The 19,978-nt window shown below is 43.6% G+C and carries 17 protein-coding genes; 10 read left to right on the top strand and 7 right to left on the bottom strand.

The window, feature by feature from the left end; translation table 11 throughout:
- Window positions 1-274 precede the first annotated feature (274 nt).
- Window positions 275-2,905 (bottom strand): type I DNA topoisomerase, encoded by a 2,631-nt coding sequence (gene topA / locus BCT34_RS18795; RefSeq protein ID WP_076650506.1) that lies wholly within the window; start codon window positions 2,903-2,905, stop codon window positions 275-277.
- A gap of 439 nt (window positions 2,906-3,344) precedes the next feature.
- On the opposite strand from topA, the gene BCT34_RS18790 reads away from it, so the two are divergent.
- A complete protein-coding gene (locus BCT34_RS18790; RefSeq protein ID WP_017062104.1) occupies window positions 3,345-3,590 on the top strand; it encodes a YciN family protein in 246 nt (81 codons plus the stop codon).
- Between the two features lie 45 nt (window positions 3,591-3,635).
- Here BCT34_RS18790 and aroA read toward each other — a convergent pair whose 3' ends face one another.
- Both aroA and BCT34_RS18780 read right to left on the bottom strand, forming a co-directional pair.
- On the bottom strand, window positions 3,636-4,916 hold the full coding sequence (aroA, locus tag BCT34_RS18785; protein ID WP_076650505.1) for a 3-phosphoshikimate 1-carboxyvinyltransferase: 1,281 nt from the start codon (window positions 4,914-4,916) through the stop codon (window positions 3,636-3,638).
- 162 nt (window positions 4,917-5,078) lie between these two features.
- Window positions 5,079-5,534 (bottom strand): glycine zipper 2TM domain-containing protein, encoded by a 456-nt coding sequence (locus tag BCT34_RS18780; RefSeq protein ID WP_076650504.1) that lies wholly within the window; start codon window positions 5,532-5,534, stop codon window positions 5,079-5,081.
- 53 nt (window positions 5,535-5,587) lie between these two features.
- Here BCT34_RS18780 and aat point away from each other — a divergent pair, with 53 nt between their 5' ends.
- From aat to infA, 3 genes are all read left to right on the top strand, one after another.
- Window positions 5,588-6,298: a leucyl/phenylalanyl-tRNA--protein transferase gene (gene aat / locus BCT34_RS18775; protein WP_076650503.1), complete on the top strand. Its 711-nt coding sequence runs from the start codon at window positions 5,588-5,590 to the stop codon at window positions 6,296-6,298.
- A complete protein-coding gene (locus BCT34_RS18770) occupies window positions 6,298-6,996 on the top strand; it encodes an arginyltransferase (protein ID WP_076650502.1) in 699 nt (232 codons plus the stop codon). Before aat ends, BCT34_RS18770 begins: the two co-directional genes overlap by 1 nt.
- A gap of 81 nt (window positions 6,997-7,077) precedes the next feature.
- Window positions 7,078-7,296 (top strand): translation initiation factor IF-1, encoded by a 219-nt coding sequence (infA, locus tag BCT34_RS18765; protein WP_001040192.1) that lies wholly within the window; start codon window positions 7,078-7,080, stop codon window positions 7,294-7,296.
- 213 nt (window positions 7,297-7,509) lie between these two features.
- Here the strand turns inward: infA and clpA are convergent, their stop codons facing one another.
- Entirely contained in the window at window positions 7,510-9,783 is a 2,274-nt protein-coding gene (gene clpA, locus BCT34_RS18760; protein ID WP_076651529.1) for an ATP-dependent Clp protease ATP-binding subunit ClpA, read from the bottom strand.
- Between the two features lie 39 nt (window positions 9,784-9,822).
- Window positions 9,823-10,143, bottom strand: coding sequence for an ATP-dependent Clp protease adapter ClpS (clpS, locus tag BCT34_RS18755; protein WP_004737430.1), 321 nt, complete (start codon window positions 10,141-10,143; stop codon window positions 9,823-9,825).
- A 585-nt stretch (window positions 10,144-10,728) separates the two neighbouring features.
- On the opposite strand from clpS, the gene cspD reads away from it, so the two are divergent.
- Window positions 10,729-10,950: a cold shock domain-containing protein CspD gene (gene cspD, locus BCT34_RS18750; protein ID WP_004736548.1), complete on the top strand. Its 222-nt coding sequence runs from the start codon at window positions 10,729-10,731 to the stop codon at window positions 10,948-10,950.
- A 344-nt stretch (window positions 10,951-11,294) separates the two neighbouring features.
- Here the strand turns inward: cspD and BCT34_RS18745 are convergent, their stop codons facing one another.
- The gene (locus tag BCT34_RS18745; RefSeq protein ID WP_076651530.1) at window positions 11,295-13,520 is read right to left on the bottom strand and encodes an NADP-dependent isocitrate dehydrogenase; all 2,226 of its coding nucleotides are present in this window, start codon (window positions 13,518-13,520) and stop codon (window positions 11,295-11,297) included.
- Between the two features lie 321 nt (window positions 13,521-13,841).
- Here BCT34_RS18745 and BCT34_RS18740 point away from each other — a divergent pair, with 321 nt between their 5' ends.
- Window positions 13,842-14,570 carry a pseudouridine synthase gene (locus tag BCT34_RS18740; protein WP_076651531.1) on the top strand — a complete coding sequence of 243 codons (729 nt, stop codon included), beginning with the start codon at window positions 13,842-13,844 and terminating at the stop codon, window positions 14,568-14,570.
- Window positions 14,571-14,704: 134 nt separating this feature from the next.
- On the opposite strand, the gene BCT34_RS18735 is transcribed toward BCT34_RS18740, so the two are convergent.
- Complete coding sequence (locus tag BCT34_RS18735) at window positions 14,705-15,748, bottom strand: porin (protein ID WP_102300480.1); 1,044 nt, start codon at window positions 15,746-15,748, stop codon at window positions 14,705-14,707.
- 514 nt (window positions 15,749-16,262) lie between these two features.
- Here BCT34_RS18735 and dinG point away from each other — a divergent pair.
- The 4 genes from dinG to rsmS all read left to right on the top strand — a co-directional run bounded on the left by dinG (window position 16,263) and on the right by rsmS (window position 19,976).
- Complete coding sequence (gene dinG, locus BCT34_RS18730) at window positions 16,263-18,338, top strand: ATP-dependent DNA helicase DinG (RefSeq protein WP_076651533.1); 2,076 nt, start codon at window positions 16,263-16,265, stop codon at window positions 18,336-18,338.
- Window positions 18,339-18,465: 127 nt separating this feature from the next.
- Window positions 18,466-19,245 (top strand): TSUP family transporter, encoded by a 780-nt coding sequence (locus BCT34_RS18725; protein ID WP_017062114.1) that lies wholly within the window; start codon window positions 18,466-18,468, stop codon window positions 19,243-19,245.
- A 22-nt stretch (window positions 19,246-19,267) separates the two neighbouring features.
- The gene (locus BCT34_RS18720) at window positions 19,268-19,816 is read left to right on the top strand and encodes a primosomal replication protein (RefSeq protein ID WP_076651534.1); all 549 of its coding nucleotides are present in this window, start codon (window positions 19,268-19,270) and stop codon (window positions 19,814-19,816) included.
- Window positions 19,806-19,976: a pleiotropic regulatory protein RsmS gene (gene rsmS, locus BCT34_RS18715; RefSeq protein ID WP_017055021.1), complete on the top strand. Its 171-nt coding sequence runs from the start codon at window positions 19,806-19,808 to the stop codon at window positions 19,974-19,976. Before BCT34_RS18720 ends, rsmS begins: the two co-directional genes overlap by 11 nt.
- Window positions 19,977-19,978 lie beyond the last annotated feature (2 nt).

The following is a 19,978-nucleotide window of genomic DNA, read 5'->3' as shown; positions in this document are numbered from 1 at the left end:
CTCACATTACACCGTCTGAGCGAAACATTACATTAACACCCAACACACATCAGGTATACAACTAAACACTGATCTTTAGCTTACAATATTCTAATTAAGTTACACGATCGTTACAGTTGCATAAGGACGTATAATTAATTATCGCCATTTATTTTTCAGAGTGAATTTAATTAATTATCGCAGACGAAACACCCTATCAACCTGTTGCATATTTAGTCATATTTAGATCAAAAAAAAGCAGCCATTCGGCTGCTTTTTCATCAATAACGTTCAGTTACTTCTCTTTAGGTTTTTTGCGCTTATCCGTAACTTCCCACTTGCCGTCGATGTACAACGCAGTCCAACCGGATGGTTTTCCATCTAATTCAGTACGAACGTAGTTTTCTTTAGTCTTACGACTAAAGCGAACCACAGTCGGCTTACCATCAGGATCAGCAACCGGCGCTGACGTTAGGTATCGGAACTTAGGTGAGATACGGTCTTTAAAGCGAACCAGCTCTTCCACCAATGGTGCGCGTGTCTCACGTGATTTAGGGAAGTTGCTAGCAGCCATAAATAGACCAGAAGCACCGTCACGAAGAACAAAGTACGCGTCTGAATTTTCACACGGAAGCTCAGGGAAATGCACAGGGTCTTCTTTTGGTGGCGCTACTTCGCCATTTTTCAGAATCTTACGAGTGTTTTTACAATCTTCACTCGTACAGTCCATGTATTTGCCAAAACGACCGTTCTTCAGAACCATGTCAGAACCACATTTGTCACACTCAACAAGTGGACCATCGTAGCCTTTCACTTTAAATTCGCCGAACTCAACCACATAACCTTCACAGTTCGGGTTGTTACCACATACGTGCATCTTACGCTTATCATCGATTAGATAAGCATCCATCGCTGTTTCACAAATCGGACAACGCTTCTTAGCTCGAAGTGCTGCTGTTTCAACGTCTTCTTCAAGCACGTTGATAATGCCTTCTTCATCACCAAGGTTGATTGTCGTCTTGCAACGTTCTTTTGGTGGAAGCGCATAACCAGAACAACCTAGGAATACGCCTGTCGAAGCAGTACGAATACCCATTTTACGGCCACACGTCGGACACTCAATATCGGTTTCAACGATATGATTTGGCTTCATGCCACCTGCGTCTTCGTCTAAATCTGCTTTTTCCAAATCGCCAGTAAAGTCTTCGAAGAAGTTATCTAGCACGCCTTTCCAGCTTGCTTCGCCTTCTGCGATTTGGTCTAACTTCTGCTCCATACGAGCAGTGAAGTCGTAGTTCATCAGGTCATTGAAACTGCCATCTAAACGGTCAGTTACAATTTCGCCCATCTTCTCGGCATAGAAACGGCGCTGTTCAACTTTCACATAACCACGATCTTGAATCGTCGAGATGATTGATGCGTATGTTGAAGGACGACCAATACCACGCTTCTCGAGCTCTTTAACTAGCGCCGCTTCAGTGAAACGAGCCGGTGGCTTGGTGAAATGCTGCTTAGGATCTAGCGCAACTAGATCGAGCTTATCGCCAATCTGCACTGCAGGAAGAATGGTATCTTCGTTTTTGCCCATTGGACGCTGAACACGAGTCCAACCATCAAACTTAAGAATACGACCTTTCGCTTTTAACGTGTACTCGTCAGCTTTAACACTTACTGTCGTTGAATCGTATTGTGCCGGTGTCATTTGACACGCAACGAATTGATTCCAAATCAGTGAATAAAGCTTGTGTGCGTCTGCGTCTACGCCGTTTAGGTCTTCCGACTTAACATCTACACTTGAAGGACGAATCGCTTCGTGGGCCTCTTGAGCGCCCTCTTTACTGCCGTATACAAGTGCTTTCGGTGGAAGATATTGAGCGCCATACTCAGAACCAATGTACTCACGAGCCGCTTCTACCGCTTCTGAACTCAAGTTGGTTGAGTCAGTACGCATATAAGTGATGTAACCCGCTTCATACAGGCGTTGAGCCAGCATCATGGTTTTCTTTACGCCGTAACCAAGACGCGTACTCGCCGCTTGTTGCAGCGTCGACGTAATGTAGGGTGCAGACGGCTTACTCTTGGTTGGGCGGTCTTCACGTTTACATACTTCGTATTGCGCTTTTTCTAAAACGCTCACCGCAGCTTGTGTTTGCGCTTCATTTTCAGGTTTAAACGCAACACCGTCTTTCTGTGCTACTTGCAATCTAAAGTCTGTTTTCTCTGCTGTTTTAGTATCAGCGTGCACATCCCAGAATTCTTCAGGGATAAAGGCATTGATCTCGCGCTCACGCTCTACCAATAGTTTTACAGCTACTGATTGAACACGGCCAGCGGACAGGCCTCGTGCTACTTTTTTCCAAAGCAGAGGTGACACCATAAAGCCAACAACACGGTCCATAAAACGTCGTGCTTGTTGTGCGTTTACGCCATCAATGTTTAGCTCACCAGGAGTTTCGAATGCTTGTTGAATTGCATTTTTGGTGATTTCGTTAAAAACCACTCGCTTGTATCGCGTTTCATCGCCACCGATGATCTCACGAAGGTGCCATGCGATAGCTTCTCCTTCGCGGTCCAAATCGGTTGCGAGATAAACATGGTCTGCGTTCTCAGCCAGTTTTTGCAATTCAGCAACGACTTTCTCTTTGCCAGGTAGGATTTGGTAGTTCGCTTCCCACTCTTTATATGGGTTGATACCCATCTTTTTGATAAGAGCTTTGCGATCTTTTTCTTTCTTGATACGAGCTTTCTCTTCTGGGCTCATACCTTTGGTTGAAACTGCAGCAGCCTTTTGACCAGTACTTTGACCTGCCGTCGGTAAATCACGTACGTGACCTACACTCGACTTAACGACAAAGTCTTTGCCAAGATATTTATTGATAGTTTTAGCCTTGGCTGGCGACTCCACTATAACGAGCGATTTACCCATATTGACTCTAACGTCCTTAATCACGATGCTTCAGCACCAACAATTTAGCTTGTGGGCTTTTACGCATGATATTCTAAATTCATTGCTTCTTTTTTTACTATTGTGCGAGATTACTAGAAGATCAACCGCTTTTTTCAAAATTGGATCTGATCGCTCGACAATTCGACGACTCATAGAGAAAAGGGTCACAATATAAAGAAGCTATAAAGTACTTGCTAAGAATACTTGCAAGAGCCTATTCATCAGGCATTACGTCTAAACGGGCTCATACTAAGCTTGTCCGCGAATCTAACGCGAGCCCCATTCAATTATTTTTGCCGTAAATCACAAAATAAATTGTGGATGTTTGAAAAGACTCTCTTAATCGGTTGTGAAATCATTGAATTTCTAGTTCGACACCATAAACTCAACGTTATATTCAGTTATCAGAGATAAACTCATGACAAAGAAAGTAATAGCAGAATTTGATTTACTGCTTATCGCAAACCAAATTATCCAATCACATGATGACTACATTGAAGGCATGCGCGCAAACAGCGTAGTAGAAAAAGACGATGTACTCGTCTTCAAAGGTGAATACTTTTTAGATAGCAATGGAATGCCGACCGAGAATACAACTGCGGTATTTAACATGTTTAAATACCTAGCGCACCACCTTTCGAAAGAATTTACAATTCAGCAGTAATTAAAAAGCTTGCCATTTAGGCAAGCTTTTTTTGTTCCTGAACCTTTATTGACTTAGCATTTTCAGCTTGTCGAAGTAATCTGGGAATGTCTTTGACGTACAGCCTGGATCATTAATCGTCACAGGCGTATCACTCAAAGCAACCAGCGAGAAACACATCGCCATACGGTGGTCATCGTAAGTATCAATCGCCGCGTGAGTCAATTCAGCCACAGGGTTAACAATGATGTAATCTTCGCCCTCTTCAACCTCAGCGCCCACTTTACGTAGCTCGGTTGCCATTGCAGCTAATCGATCTGTCTCTTTCACACGCCAGTTGTAGACATTACGGATTGCCGTTGTGCCTTTAGCAAACAATGCGGTTGTCGCGATAGTCATCGCAGCATCTGGAATATGGTTATAGTCCATATCAATGCCTTTCAGCTCACCACAGCGAGAGATAACATAGTCGTCACCCCATTCGATTTCAGCACCCATTTTCTCAAGTGCATCAGCGAATTGGATATCCCCCTGGATACTGTTTTTACCAATACCAGTGACCTTAATCTCACCACCTTTAATCGCAGCTGCCGCAAGGAAATATGACGCAGATGATGCATCACCTTCAACCAAGAAATCACCCGGTGCCGAATAAGATTGCCCCGTCGGAATCACAAACTCTTGGTAACCATTATTGATCACGTCCACACCAAATTGTTTCATGATGTGTAGGGTAATATCGATGTAAGGTTTAGAAACCAATTCACCGTCAATTTTGATGGTTACTTCACCTTCAGCTAGCGGTGCAGCCATCAAAAATGCCGTCAAGAATTGGCTAGAAATAGAACCATCGATAGAAACTGTACCGCTCTTAAGGCCAGTACCTGTGATCTTCAATGGTGGGTAATTTTCGTTTTCTAAGTATTCAACGTCAGCGCCGGCTTCTCGTAGTGCCGTTACTAAGTGGCCAATCGGACGCTCTTTCATGCGTGGCTCGCCAGTAAGAACGTATTCACCGCGACCTAAACATAGTGCAGCCGCCAGTGGACGCATCGCCGTACCCGCGTTACCTAAGAAAAGCTCTAAGGCTTTGTCACTTGAGAATGCACCACCAACACCTGTCACTTCACAAACTGTTTTATCTGCAGACAACTGGTAATCAACGCCTAACTGCGTCAATGCATTCAACATATGACGAATATCATCGCTGTCTAGCAAGTTTGTTAGACGAGTAGTTCCCGTAGAAAGTGCAGCTAAAAGAAGCGCACGGTTGGAAACGCTTTTTGAACCAGGTAGGTTAACTTCCCCGTTCACTTTTTGAATTGGTTGTAACGTAAGGCTTTCCATTAAATCTTATAGTCCTTGTACCACCCGAAGTCACTGGCGCGTATTTATTTTCGGGCGATGAATAATTCTTCGTACTTGCAGACTAACGAACTTTTCCAACGAACTCCAGAGCTAATCCCGCTCAAACAGGTGATTAATTAGCCAATCAACCGCATTTACATACTAGTACACTAGATCAACTCGAACACCATCTGAAAAATAGAGAATTCGTACATCATCGCCTCGGTTGAACAACATCGAGTTATCGACATCTTGGATGATGTTGACCAACTTATTGTCTTTGGTTTTGACCAGTAACTCGACCAGTTTGTACTCTACTTTATATTGTGTGTTACCTCGGTTACGAGCAATACCCGCACCTGCTACTGCACCGACAGCTGTCGCCACTTCTTTACCGGTGCCGCCGCCAAACTGATTACCAATCAATCCACCAATCGCCGCACCTAACAAGGTTTCCCAACCATTCGCTTTCGATTCAACGATCTCTTGTTGAGTGATGTATCTAACTGTATCGATCTCACCATAAACAACTTCGTTCACTGGTCGAGCTTCGTTTCTGTTGTAAGCTGCATTTGCCAACATGGGCAAAACAAGTAAAATCCAAAGCAACTTCTTCATGGTAAAACTCCTAAAGACCTCTTGGTCAGTGATTAATCTGTAATGCGGTACTTATGACTATATACCTAACCGAACTTGATACTACCAGTATAGAGTTTCCTTCGCCCTTCGACGCGCTTGATGAACCCAACGGTCTGCTGGCCTTCGGTGGTGATTTATCACCAATGCGAATTTTAAACGCTTATAGCCAAGGTATATTTCCATGGTATGGGCCAGGTGAGCCTATACTTTGGTGGAGCCCTGCACCGCGAGCTGTATTTAATCCTAAGACATTCGAACCGTCAAAAAGTCTTAAAAAGTTTCAAAGAAAACACAATTATCGTGTCAGCATCAACCAAGCGACGGACAGAGTCATTGGTTATTGCTCTTCACTAAGACCAGAAGAAGAAACCTGGCTAAACGGTGACATGCAGTCAGCGTATCGCGAACTCGCTTCATTAGGCTTCTGTCATTCAGTCGAGGTTTGGCAAGAGGACGAGCTTATTGGCGGGCTTTACGGCTTACAAAGGGGCCAAGTCTTTTGCGGTGAATCGATGTTCAGCCTGAAGGCCAATGCCTCTAAAATTGCGCTGTGGTACTTTTGTGAACACTTTACACAATTCGGCGGACAACTGATTGATTGTCAGGTCATGAACCCTCACTTGGAATCCTTAGGAGCTATCGAGGTCGATAGAGATGAGTTCCTAGGGTCTCTGCAATTACTCAAAGAGCTATCCGTTGACGATGCATGCTTTAAAACCCAATGGCTAAAGGAAGTGCCTTAATGAATCCAGATTTACAACAAATCAGAATTGGATTAACAGACAATCACGCTTGCAGCTACTTACCTCACCTTGAAGAAAGAGTGGCGGTCACGCTCGATGAACACATGCACACCTCAGGTAACTATGAAGTTCTGCTTGCGAATGGATTTCGACGTAGTGGAGCAACCATTTACAAGCCACATTGCGATCATTGTTCAGCATGCCAAGCGATTCGACTCTCAATCCCAGAGGTCAAGCTTTCCAAAAGCCAGCGACGCATCCTTAACAAGGGAAAATCACTACATTGGGAGCTTAAGGATGAGATGGATGATAATTGGTTTGAGTTATACAGCCGCTATATCACCGCTCGTCACCGTTCTGGAACCATGTATCCCCCAAAAAAGGAAGAGTTTCTACAATTCTCGAAAAATGAATGGCTTACTACAAAGTTCATGCACATCTATGATGAGAGCAAGTTAGTTGGCATTGCAGTAACCGACATTATGGCTCACTGTACGAGCGCGTTTTATACCTTCTTTGATCCTGATATAGACATTTCGATGGGAACACTTGGCGTTTTATTTCAGATCCAACATGCCCAGAAAGAACAAAAACAATGGTTATATTTGGGTTATCAAATCGATGAATGCCCTGCGATGAACTATAAAGTACGATTTCAACGTCATCAAAGGCTAGTAAATCAGCGGTGGCAAGGGTAGAATACGCGACAACTTTACATATTTTGATTTTAACGGCACAATCAAGCCGTTGAAAACCGCCAAATTTCGAAAGAGGATTAGATGGCTAAAGAAGACGTAATCGAGATGCAAGGCACTGTCCTTGATACTCTACCAAACACAATGTTCCGTGTTGAGCTTGAAAACGGTCACGTAGTGACAGCACACATCTCTGGTAAAATGCGTAAGAACTACATCCGTATTCTTACTGGTGATAAAGTAACTGTTGAGATGACTCCATACGACCTTTCTAAAGGCCGCATCGTCTTCCGTGCTCGTTAATTTCTAATTAGCGAATACAGTAAGAGACGGAGCTTGATGCTCCGTTTTTTATTGCCTGAACTTTTTATAATTTAGCCAGACCCTGTGTCTACTTTTAGGGGCGATCTCGCATCTCGCATCTCGCATCTCGCATCTCGCATCTCGCAAGCATAAAAAAACGCACAACCTAAGTCATGCGTTTATATCTAAGCCCTTGAGTTATCAATCACTCCGTTAGTGCATAACCTCTTCTTTTGCACCAACATAGATGAAATCTAATTCGTCTTTTTTCAGAGATACCTTAACCGTACCGCCATCAACCAAGCTACCGAACAGTAACTCGTTAGCAAGTGGCTTCTTAAGCTTCTCTTGAATCACACGCCCCATTGGACGAGCACCCATGGTCTTGTCATAGCCTTTATCAGCTAACCAGTGACGAGCGTCCTCAGACACCTCTAAAGACACGCCACGAGCATCCAGCTGAACCTGAAGTTCGACAATAAACTTATCAACAACCTGGCTAATCACACTTGGATCAAGACTATTGAACCAAATGATGTTATCAAGGCGGTTACGGAACTCAGGAGTAAATACCTTCTTGATTTCGCCCATCGCATCTGGCGCATGATCTTGTTGGATCAGACCGATCGATTTCTTCTCGGTTTCAGCAACACCCGCATTGGTCGTCATCACTAAGATCACATTACGGAAATCCGCTTTGCGACCATTGTTATCAGTTAACGTGCCGTTATCCATTACCTGCAGCAGCAAGTTAAAGATGTCTGGGTGAGCTTTCTCGATTTCATCCAGTAGCACAACAGAGTGTGGGTTCTTAATTACGGCATCAGTTAGCAAACCGCCTTGATCATAACCAACATAACCAGGAGGAGCACCAATTAAGCGGCTCACAGAGTGGCGCTCACCGTACTCAGACATATCAAAACGCAGCAGCACAATACCCATCAATTTAGACAGTTGAACCGTCACCTCTGTTTTACCTACACCAGTAGGTCCTGCAAACAGGAATGAACCTACAGGTTTATTGTCAGCACCAAGTCCTGCACGCGTTAGCTTGATCGCTTCGCTCAATACGTCGATAGCAGGGTCTTGTCCGAACACCAACATTTTCATGCGGTCATCCAGTTTCTGCAGCGTATCTTTGTCTGAAGAAGACACTGACTTCTCAGGGATACGTGCCATTTTCGCAACCATTGACTCAATATCCGCTACGCTAACCGTTTTCTTACGACGGCTTGCAGGAGCTAGACGGCTACGAGCACCCGCTTCATCAATAACATCGATCGCCTTATCAGGTAAGTGACGTTCGTTAATGTATTTAGCAGACAGCTCCACGGCTGCACGCAACGCTTTGTTGGTGTAACGCACTTCGTGGTGAGCTTCGTATTTTGGCTTAAGGCCAATCAGAATCTTAGTCGTATCATCTAATGACGGTTCAACAATATCGATTTTCTGGAAACGACGAGATAACGCACGCTCTTTCTCAAAAATACTGCTGTACTCTTGGTATGTTGTTGAGCCAATGCAACGTAACTTACCGCTACTTAGTAGTGGCTTGATTAGGTTTGCAGCATCTACCTGACCGCCCGACGCAGCACCCGCACCAATAATAGTATGGATCTCATCAATGAACAGAATTGCGTCTTCTTCTTTCTCTAATTGCTTCAGAATCGCTTTAAAACGCTTCTCAAAGTCACCACGATATTTCGTTCCCGCAAGCAGTGAACCGATATCTAGAGAATAAATTACGCTACTCTGAATGATTTCAGGCACTTGTCCTTCAACGATACGCCATGCAAGACCTTCAGCGATAGCAGTTTTACCTACACCCGCTTCACCCACTAACAGAGGGTTGTTCTTACGACGACGACACAGAACTTGGATGGTGCGCTCTAGCTCTTTGTCACGACCGATTAGCGGGTCAATGTTACCCTGCTTGGCTACTTCATTAAGATTGGTCGCAAAGTTTTCTAAGCGGTCTTCTGAGTTAGCTTCTTCGGCATTTTCTGCACCACCAAATGAATCAGATGATGAAGGGCTATCGCCTTCGTTGCTGGCTTTGGTAATACCGTGAGAGATGAAGTTAACGATATCTAAGCGACTAATATCGTTCTTCTTAAGAAGATATGCCGCATGAGACTCTTGCTCACTGAAAATAGCGACAAGTACGTTAGCACCAGTCACTTCACTGCGACCCGAAGATTGGACATGAAAAACAGCACGTTGAAGTACTCGTTGGAAACTTAACGTAGGTTGAGTCTCACGAGTTTCGTCGCTTTCTGGGATAAGTGGGGTCGTTTGATCAATAAAAATATCGAGCTCATTGCGAAGAGCATCGAGATCAGCCTGACAAGCTTGGAGCGCTTCCTTGGCCGCATCATTTTCTAATAATGCTAGTAGGAGGTGTTCGACAGTCATGAATTCATGTCGCTTGTCTCGCGCACGAGCAAATGCGCCATTTAAACTCGTCTCTAATTCTTTATTTAGCATAAGTACCTCCTAAGGGAACAACAGTGTTGTTCGAGCAATTTATACTTGCTCCATTGTACATAGTAGCGGATGCTCATTTTCCTTTGAGTACATCGTGACCTGCGCTACCTTTGTTTCCGCTATTTCAGCACTGTATGTGCCGCATATAGCTTTACCTTCATAATGAACCTTGAGCATCACTTCCGTTGCTTTTTCGATATCTAGTGAGAAGAATCGCTCTAGGATCTCGATTACAAAGTCCATGGGCGTGTAGTCATCGTTATTCAACACAACGTTATACATTGCCGGTGGCTTTACTTTTGTTGCTTCTTTCTCCAGTAAATCTGAGCCTGGAGATGCCCATTCAAAGTTTCTGCTCATATCGCTTTGCTAAGGGTTATTTTTCGGAAGTCGTGAGTGTTTACCTAACTCAAATTTACCACATTCACGCTTTACGGTGTACTAAGAAACTGCACCGAGAAACAGTACCAAAAAATATTCCTCTATACTGAGCCTAATCCACCATTTCCATCGCTGCAAATAAAAGATCTCGATTAACAGGATTAACATATGTGATTGATTAAAAAGACACCACAACTATTGATACTAACGATAAGATCACTGATAAGTGACTATTTAGTTAATAGTTTGCAGTTAATCTCGAATGTGATTTGTTATTAAAATTGATCACTTTTATACCAATTTACTATTGACTGCGCTCAATCATTAGCTACATTGGAGCTAAAAGGTTTTTTAATACATTTTTGCAACATGATTTGAAATCAGTAATACGCTTTAAAAATTAACAATAAGGAATAATTACGCAGGGTAGCGTTAATTTCCGTAAGCAATGTACGAGATTCAAGCTACTGGCTGAAATTCTTTAGCTAGTAGGAATGATATCAATCGCACTTACAACAATTGATATAACAACGTTAGTAACAAAATGCATGAGGGATGTATAGCATGGCTACAGGTACAGTAAAATGGTTTAACAATGCCAAGGGGTTTGGCTTTATTTGTCCAGAAGGTGAAGACGGCGATATTTTTGCGCACTACTCCACAATACAAATGGAAGGGTATCGAACCTTAAAAGCCGGTCAGCAGGTCGACTATGAAGTAGAAAGTGGACCTAAAGGCTCGCATGCCAGCTCCGTTGTTCCTGTAGAAGGCAGCGCCGCGAAATAGGCGATGGTCGAACATGTCTACCTCCATCAGTCTTAATTAACGACTGATCGATGAATAGAATATTAAAACCGCTCATTTGACACCTTTAATCCAGGGTTATGTGAGCGGTTTTTTTCGATCTGCGAGCTACAATTCCTCATTAGAAAAATGTCTCGCTAGACAACTAATTCGAGAATGTACTCCCATCAAGCTCGGTCTTAAGCAGTATCGCGAAGAAACAAAAAAGACGCTTTAACCTTATCGTTAAAGCGTCTTTCGTTTTGACTTTATCTATGACTTAGCTGTCGAACTTCACGACTCGTTAGTAAATCATGTTCATGACTGACTACCGATGAGTCCGATCACTAAGCATCAATAAATGCGTTTAGCGTTGGGCTTGGGCGCATTAGGGTTGAAACAAGTGCGTCATCAAGTAGGTAGTAACCACCTAAGTCGCCAGCGACACCTTGAGCGTTGTTTAGCTCAGCAACAATAGCTTCTTCACTTTCAGCTAGTTGACTTGCCACACCTGCGAACTCAGCGGCTAGGTCAGCGTCAACCGTTTGTTCAGCAAGCGCCTTAGCCCAGTAAGCAGCTAGGTAGTAGTGACTGCCACGGTTATCCAGCTCACCAACTCGACGTGAAGGAGACTTGTTGTTATCAAGGAACTCACCCGTCGCTTTATCAAGCGCGTCTGCTAGTACTTGTGCTTTAGCGTTACCCGTTACTACGCTTAGGTGCTCTAGAGATGCCGCTAGTGCCAAGAATTCACCCAGAGAGTCCCAACGAAGGTGGTTTTCTTTCTCTACTTGTTGAACGTGCTTAGGAGCAGAGCCGCCAGCACCAGTTTCAAATAGGCCACCACCGTTCATTAGTGGAACAATCGATAACATCTTAGCTGATGTACCAAGCTCAAGAATTGGGAACAAGTCCGTTAGGTAATCACGTAGTACGTTACCTGTAACCGAAATCGTATCTAGGCCTTCTTTAATACGAACCAAAGAGTATTGAGTCGCTTCTAGCGGGGCCAGAATCTTAAGCTCGAGACCGTCTGTATCGTATTCAGGAAGGTAAGCTTCTACTTTCTTAATAAGCTCAGCATCGTGTGCACGGGAAGCATCTAGCCAGAATACCGCTGGTACACCTGTTGCGCGAGCACGAGTTACCGCTAGCTTAACCCAGTCTTGGATTGGTGCATCTTTAACCTGACACATACGGAAGATATCGCCTTCCTCTACGTCTTGTTCTAGAAGCACAGAGCCTGAAGCGTCAACAACTTGAACCTGACCAGCAGCTTCAAGGATGAAAGTCTTATCGTGAGAACCGTACTCTTCGGCTTTTTGAGCCATCAAGCCAACGTTTGGTACGCTACCCATCGTTGTTGGATCGAACGCACCGTTCTCTTTACAGAAATCAATAACCGCTTGGTAGATGCTCGCGTAGCTACGATCTGGGATCATTGCTTTGGTATCTTTTTGCTTACCTTCTGGATCCCACATTTGACCAGAAGATCGCAACATTGCAGGCATAGATGCATCCACAATGATATCGCTTGGTACGTGTAGGTTAGTAATTCCACGGTCCGAATCAACCATCGCTAGTGGTGGTTGAGTCTCGTATACCGCTTGCAGGTCAGCTTCGATTGCTTCTTTTTGCTCTTGAGGAAGCGCTGCAATCTTCGTGTAGACATCACCGATGCCGTTATTTACATCAACACCTAGCTCTTCAAATAGCTGACCATGTTTAGCGAATACGTCTTTGTAGTAAACCTTAACCGCGTGACCAAAAATCACTGGGTCAGATACTTTCATCATCGTCGCTTTCATGTGAAGAGAAAGCAATACACCTTGCTCTTTAGCCGATGCGATTTCTTTTTCGAAGAATGCAACCAAAGCGGCCTTATTCATCACTGACGCATCAATGATCTCTTTATCTTGCAGTGCAAAAGCTGGCTTCAGTGTTTTCTTCGCGCCGTCTTTGCCAACGAATTCAATGCTAACTTCTGTAGCACCTTCTATGGTTACTGACTTTTCACTACCGAAGAAGTCTTTGTCGTCCATACTTGAAACGTGCGACTTCGAATCTGCAGACCAAGCACCCATTGAGTGTGGGTTCTTCTTCGCGTAGTTTTTAACTGAAAGTGGGGCGCGGCGATCCGAGTTACCTTCACGTAACACAGGGTTTACTGCACTACCCTTGATTTTGTCGTAAGTCGCTTTTACTGCTTTCTCTTCCTCAGTGTTTGCTTCTTCTGGGTAGTTTGGAAGTGCGTAACCTTTTGACTGTAGCTCTTTGATCGTTGCTTGAAGCTGAGGTACTGATGCAGAGATGTTTGGAAGCTTGATAATGTTTGCTTCTGGTGTCTTAGCCAATTCACCTAGTTCTGCTAATGCATCACCAATACGTTGCTCTTCGTTCAAGTAATCAGGGAAGTTGGCAATAATGCGCCCTGCAAGTGAAATGTCGCGAGTATCAACGTTAATACCAGAAGAAGCTGTAAAAGATTGAATGATTGGCAGCAGGGAGTATGTTGCTAGCGCCGGAGCTTCGTCTGTAATGGTATAGATGATCGTTGGTTTTTCAGTAGGCATGAAATTTCCCTATAGTTCTTACAAGCTCATTTAAAATAGTGAGCATGTTATAAATTGACCAGTAAGCGACTCTAAGAGTGAAAACTGCTTACTCGATAGTCGTACTCTATCTTATTTTTCATGCAATCTTGATGACAGCATGAACCAAATCCGTGAGTGCGTTGTTATAATAAAACACGAAGGTATAATTAAACAAATCAGGCTTAAGAGTCCATCAACTTGTTCTATTTTGTGTCTTTTAGGCGCGCAAATGATAGCTCAATTCCGTTTCAGTGAAAACTTTTCAGCACACTTCGTTTACATTTTTGCAAGGTAGTTAACATGTCTACTCGCTCACGCAGCGCATCTCGTTCAGACAAACCAGCTCGTTCTGGTGCCACATTAAAACAAAGCGGTAATAGACAAAGCCGAAGCAGTGATAAAAATAACAGTGGCAATACGCACAAGAAATCTCACTCCAGTAAACACCGATTCAAAGGTAAACCTACCAATGCAAAACCTAGAGTTGCCATTGAAGATCGCAAGGTCATTTTGTTCAACAAGCCTTTCGATACTCTAAGCCAATTTACAGACGGCGAAGGAAGAAAAACGTTAGCAGATTTTATTCCAGTGAAAGACGTTTATGCTGCAGGTCGACTTGACCGTGACAGCGAAGGTTTAATGGTATTGACCAACGATGGCATCTTTCAAGCAAAGTTGACTCAACCAAATTCAAAATCACCAAAGACTTACTGGGTGCAGGTTGAAGGCGTACCTTCTGAGGAAGATTTAGATAAATTGAGAAAAGGTGTCGAACTAAAAGACGGCATGACACTACCTGCAAACGTGGAAGTGATGCAAGAACCTGAAGTGTGGGATAGAAACCCTCCAGTACGCTTCAGAGCCGCAATACCGACAACATGGTTAGCTATTACAATCATCGAGGGGCGCAACCGTCAGGTCAGACGAATGACGGCAAACATCGGCTTCCCTACTCTACGCCTTATCCGCTATTCGATGGGTGATATGGACGTGGGTCAGCTTCAGCCTGGTGAGTGGAAAGAGATTTAAAGTCTAAATACCCAGAATATAAAAATGGCCGCTAGTTTGAGTGGCCATTTTTATATGCGTTGACAAATATCAGACACAAAAAAGCCAGTCATAAGACTGGCTTTTACAGCGTTACTTAACTAAGAGTTAGACTATTAGAAGTAGTAGTAAGCAGCTGCGAATACGAATGTCTCTTCGTCAGAGCTCTCAGCACGAACACCTTGTGGTACGTCAAGCTCTTGCTTGATATCAATACCCATGTCTAGGCGGTCGCTGTGCGTGTACATTACTGCAACGTTCATGTAGCTGTAATCTTTGTCAGCAACAAAATCTTGCTCTTTAGTGTTTGCACCGTAACCAGCAGCAACAGTTACTTGCTCAGATGCAGTGAATGCGCCTGATAGGTAGTAACCAGTGTTCTTCTTATTTGTTGCATTTGTTTTGCTTGCGTCTTTCTCACCGTCATCAATCCAAGTATTGAAACCTAGTTTTACAGCATCGCCAAGTTTAACATTACCAGAAACAGAGGTTACCGTGTAATCTGCTTCGTCACGATCTTCGTAACCAGCGTAGATGTTGAAGATTTCGTGTTCGAAACCAACGTAACCGTTCACACCTTTGTCGGCAGCAGCGTGGCTTTCGTCTGTTTCAAAGTAAGAAACACCGTAAGCAAAACCAGAAGTAGCGCCTTGGAATTTAACAACGTTGAATGCGTCAGAAGCGTCGCCAGCAGAAGCACCAAACTCGTAAGTCATATCACCAGCGCCGTCAACTTTATCTAGAGCTGTGTCATTTTCCCAACCGAAAGATGCAACACCAAAACCAGTGTCAAAACCTAACCATGCTTTGTCTACGTCAGTATTTGGGCCAGACTCGATAGCGCCGTAAGTTTCTTTAACTTTAGCGAAATCGTTAGTGTCAGAGATGTAGTTCATCATTAGGTCAGTTTCAAAGTAACCAACCCAACGGTTGTTTTTGTAGCTTACAGCTAGTGTTAGAGCAGTTGCCGAATCATCGTAGAATGCACCAGAGTATGAATCGTAGTAACCACCAACACCCCAAGCACCAGATACTGAGAATTGGTCTTTGTGCATGTCTTCAAACTCAAACATTGGCTTAGAGTTTTGAGAGCTTGTTTCAACTGCGAATGCAGAAGTTGATACCGCTGCGATAGCTAGCGCTAATAGAGTCTTTTTCATAATAAATCCACTGCCTTTTCTAAGAATGGGAGATCCTTGCCCGGTTCCCTTTTATTTTTTATGACTGGTCATTACCACTCTTTGTTGGTTAATCACCGTCACTAAATTTCGAGGTCTAGATTGCAAAAGATTATCCTGCGTGTCAAATAAACTAAAAACAAACCTAAAAAAAACACAAAGCAATCAAAATCAATTACTTACATTTTTTTTCATCATTTTACGAGCAACTTATCCTTAGTTTTATCAGGAAATATAATAATCATAAAAAAGGCCACGACAGAATTAAAAACCATCAACACATCGAAAAACAACCACAAATCAGAACTTAACACCTGCAAGCCAGTCTTTTTTAAAATTTATATTTCACAACATAAATAAAATCGTTAAGTTCCTGATGGTTCAGTTTTTTTTTGTGAACAAGATCTACCTTTGATTCAAAAGCAAGCTATTTTTCGGTAAATGTACCGACTAGTGATATGTGCTACTATCCTCGCTCCGTTACGTAGGTCACAGTATGCTAACTACTAAAATTCAAAAATCTATTCGCACCAGTTATCAAAACCTCCAAGATCAGTTGGACAACTTTGTACCTCGACGTGCTCAAAATTACCTTGTTGCAGAAATAGCGAAGACACTTTGTGGTCAATACCACAAAAGTAATCGCATGATTGTTGCAGAGGCGGGAACAGGAATTGGGAAATCATTGGCTTATTTAATGGCGACGATTCCCGTTGCTGTGCTCAATAATCGAAAAATCGTCATATCGACAGCGACGGTTGCGCTACAAGAACAGCTCGTCAATAAAGATCTCCCTCTATATAGAAGACTGACTGATCGAGAGTTTTCTTTCATATTAGCGAAGGGCAGACAGCGTTATTGTTGTGCGGAAAAGTTAGCGGCCGCTTGCGGGGTTGATGGCGGTCAGATGGCAATGTTCGAATCTAAGCCAAAGAAGAAGGATATCGAGCAACTGCAAACCATGTATCGCAGTTTGGCCCAAGGGAAATGGGATGGTGACCGAGATTCCTGGCCAAAACCTATAGATAACATGATTTGGCAGATGATTGTCAGTGATAAGCACAGCTGTAATAACAGTATGCCGACTCATAGAGACTGCCCTTTTCAGAAAGCACGTTCAGAGTTAGACAAAGCCGACGTCATTATCGCCAATCACAGTTTAGTGATGGCGGATGCTGACCTTGGTGGCGGCGTGATATTGTCTGAACCAGAAAACAGCATCTATATATTCGATGAAGCTCACCATTTACCGCATGTAGCCAGAGATCACTCCTCTGCTGCCGCAAGTTTAAAAGGTGCCGCTTCTTGGTTAGAGCGTTTGAATCAATCCATCACCAAGCTTTCAGGCTTGGCGGATGAAAAACGAGTGGGTCGATTCAGGAATGAATTGCAGGATTCTGTACAACAACTTATTCCAACACTCACGCAGCTCAGCAAACAGTTTGATGCTAGCCACTTCGAAGATGGCTTATATCGCTTCGAGCATGGCGACTTACCTGAGTGGTTAGAGAATGAATCTAAAGATCTCAAGCAACTTACACAAAAGGCGAGCCAAGCCGTTGCAAAGATTGCAGACCTGATTGCAGAACGAGTTAAAGATGGAGAGCTTTCAGCAAAACTTGCAGAGCCTGCACTCGCAGAAATTGGCTTCTATATACAAAGAACAGAAAACCTAGCGCAAGTTTGGCGCTTGATGGCTGAACCTAAAAGAGAGAAAGGGGCTCCTTTGGCTCGTTGGCTCGAGCTGAACAAAGAGAGTGAAGGCGATTTCGTTGTTAATGTTTCACCACTAGAGGTGGGTTGGCAGTTAGATCAGCAGATCTGGAGCCGCTGTGTTGGTGCGGTGCTCGTTTCTGCAACAATGAGAGCACTCAACTCCTTCAGCTTTTTCTGCCATCAAGCTGGTATCAGTCAAAAGGAGGAAGATGGTGTGCAGTTTCTTGCTTTAGCGTCACCGTTTGATTATCAGAATCAAGCGGAGCTGATCGTTCCGGCAATGAAGTACGAACCTCAAGCACCTCAGTTTACCGAATATCTTATTGAAATTTTGCCTAAGGTAATAGAAGACAAAAAAGCCAATCTCGTTCTATTCTCTTCTTACTGGCAAATGAATCAAGTTGCCGAAGCTTTAGCAACAGATTTCGTTAAAAAGTCATGGGCATTGCAAGTTCAAGGTGATACTTCACGAACTGAAATTCTAAAAAAACATAAAAAGCTAATAGACCAAGGTAAAACCAGCGTTCTATTTGGAACTGGCAGCTTTTCAGAAGGTCTTGATCTACCGGGCGAGCTTCTTGAAAACCTCGTTATTACTAAGATTCCATTTGGAGTACCAACCTCTCCTGTAGAGCGAGCGCATTCAGAATATATTGAATCACGCGGTGGTAATCCTTTTATGCAGATTACTGTTCCAGAAGCGAGTAAAAAGCTTATTCAATCTGTGGGTAGATTGCTGCGTAAAGAACGAGATTCTGGTAAAGTCACGATCCTTGATAGACGCATAGTCACGAAGCGATACGGAAAGTCCCTACTCGATTCACTGCCGCCTTTTAAAAGAACAATAAAATACTAATTATCCTGCCCTTGAGGTAGTTATGGGCCTTCATCGCTAGGCCCTTGCATTCACAACCCAACATAACGAATCCTTCGATTCGTCATGTGGCTGCCCTATCAGCCGATAACGAGAACACTAGCTATTTATGGAAATGATTGAGCCAACCATGTTGGTCATACTTGCCTTGGTTGCATTTGCTGCAGGCTTTATTGATGCTGTCGCCGGTGGCGGAGGAATGTTAACTGTCCCAGCTTTGCTATCGCTTGGTTTACCGCCACACATTGCACTCGGCACAAATAAGCTGGCCGCAACGTTCGCTTCTTCAACAGCCGCTTTTACTTACTATCGCAAGAAGCTGTTCAAACCCGAATGCTGGGTCAATGCATTCATATCGACATTAATCGGTGCGACAATCGGCACACTAACGGTTGATGCCATTAGCACCGAGTGGTTAGAGAAAGTGTTGCCGTTAGTCATTCTTGCCGCAGCGGTCTATACCATTTTTCATAAAACTCCAGATGTGAGTCATAATGTGTCTCCTAAGCCTTGCCCTGTACTTAAGAGAAAGCAAAAGTACCAAGGGTTCATTCTTGGCTTTTATGATGGTGTGGCAGGCCCAGGCACTGGCGCGTTTTGGACGGTAAGCTCTATGGCACTTTACCGCCTAAATATCTTACTTGCTTCTGGCCTATCCAAAGCCATGAACTTTACCAGTAACTTTACCTCTTTGGTGACCTTCGCAATTCTTGGTCATATTGATTGGGTTCTCGGTTTAACCATGGGTCTTTGCTTAATGGCCGGTGCGTTTGTTGGCGCTCACTCAGCTATTCGTTTCGGAGCTACATTTATACGACCTGTATTTGTTACGGTAGTAAGCGTACTTGCGATTAAACTGGCATACGAAGCTTGGTTTGTGAACTTATAGGCAACCGCGAACGGGAAGTAAAATGAATCAATTTTCAAAACTCAAAAGTGTCATTGACACCCTAATTGGCCATTGCTCGCAGGTTGATAAATCTCGAGGTGCTTATCATCAAGCCCTGTTTGACCGAGCCTTATTTAAATGTAGCGCCTCCGTTTTGCTTCCCTATGCACTTGAAACTCAAGCTACGTACAGCACCATTGTACGTGAACAAAACACAAATCAACTGACCGCATCCAGAGCCAACTACCTGACGGAAAAACTGACCAATCAAATCGCAGCAATTCAAAGAGAGTTAGCTAACCATGATTTACGCTTGGACCGAAAAAGTAAGTCAGGGAAAAACCTTAACGACCTATACAATGAACTCGCTCAACACCAAGATTGGCAAAAGCGTTTGGTCGATTTAGTACGAGTACGAAAGTTAGCGTTTGATTCTGCGCCTCGCCACAGTAAGAAAAAAGCGGAAGAGGCTTGGCAGTTAGCCAAAGAGCGATTAGAACGCTGTGAAGACTCAATGAAAAATATTGAGAGACTGATTAACTTAGAGAACCCTAAGCGAAATGAACACTGATAACACACCATCACCACTGGATAACGCACCAGAAGAAGTTAAGTTAGCTGTCGACCTGATCTATCTGCTCGAAAGCAACGAAATCGATCCAAAAGTCGCGTTAGAAGCAATCAAAATTGTCCAGCAAGATTTACAAGCTAAACTAGCATCTAGCATCTAGCA

This window comes from Vibrio sp. 10N.261.45.E2 (assembly GCF_002875705.1).
Taxonomy (GTDB): domain Bacteria; phylum Pseudomonadota; class Gammaproteobacteria; order Enterobacterales; family Vibrionaceae; genus Vibrio.
Note: the sequence above shows the minus strand (reverse complement) of the source record. Positions and strands in the feature narration are given on the sequence as shown.